The organism is Streptomyces sp. AC627_RSS907 (assembly GCF_019049165.1).
Window position 1 is genome coordinate 1 of sequence record NZ_JAGMUE010000855.1, and the last position, 847, is coordinate 847.

The window sequence follows — 847 nt, forward strand, 5'->3', positions numbered from 1 at the left end:
CGACCGACATGGGAGACGACGGCATTGCGCGGGGAAGCGTCCAACCCGACCCGACAACGTTCATGGAAACCCGACAGAGCCCCGACTACCCACCCAAGCTCAACGACGTGTTCACAGCCGCCCGGGACGCCGACGGGGCGGATGTGCGTTCCCCTGACGGCCCTATTCCGAACCTCTGGCAGGAATGGCCGCTTCGCTGGTTGTACGAACTGGATACCCCCGGCGTAGAGACCCGTATGGCCACCATGCCGGACGGTCGGCGCGTGGTCTGGCTCCTCGCGGCGGACGGTTCGTGGGCACGCGCAGAGGAGAGCGGTGACGCGTCGCGGCGCACCGTGCACCAGGACGGAGTCCGCCGACTCTGGGACGACCTGGAGCGCGTCCGGCGTAAGTGGGAGGAGCGAGATCAGTTCCCTCTGCACTCGATGAGCGTCGAACTCGGTTCGGACAGCGGCAGGCTGATCGCCCCAGACGGCGCATGGACGTTCTCTATCTGAGCTGGTTGGCGGAATGGCCCCGCCATTCGCCTGGTGAAGGGCCCTCCTGGTTCCCCAACCGGGAGCCCGCCCCCGTAGACCGTCCGCGCCATGTGTCTGGGCCTGCTGGGAACGCGAGGGCGGGGGCACTAGCCCTTTGCGCCTGCTTGAGGGGAGGACGCATTGGGCGAGATATCGCGACCATCACATGCGGGTGGAAGGTCGGAGTTCGCGGAAGTTGCAAGAAACCGGGGTCCGGCCTAAGAAACCCGCAGGTCACTTGCTCTGGTCCCGCGCGTGCGGGGATGGTCCGCCAAGACGCGCCCCCGGAGGGCGAGTCCGGGTCTGGTCCCCGCGCGTGCGGGGATGGT

General features: G+C 67.7%; 1 pseudogene. It reads left to right on the plus strand.

From position 1 onward, the window contains the following. Positions 1–497: pseudogene (locus KUM32_RS39030) on the plus strand (protein-L-isoaspartate(D-aspartate) O-methyltransferase); the annotation flags it as partial. Positions 498–847 lie beyond the last annotated feature (350 nt).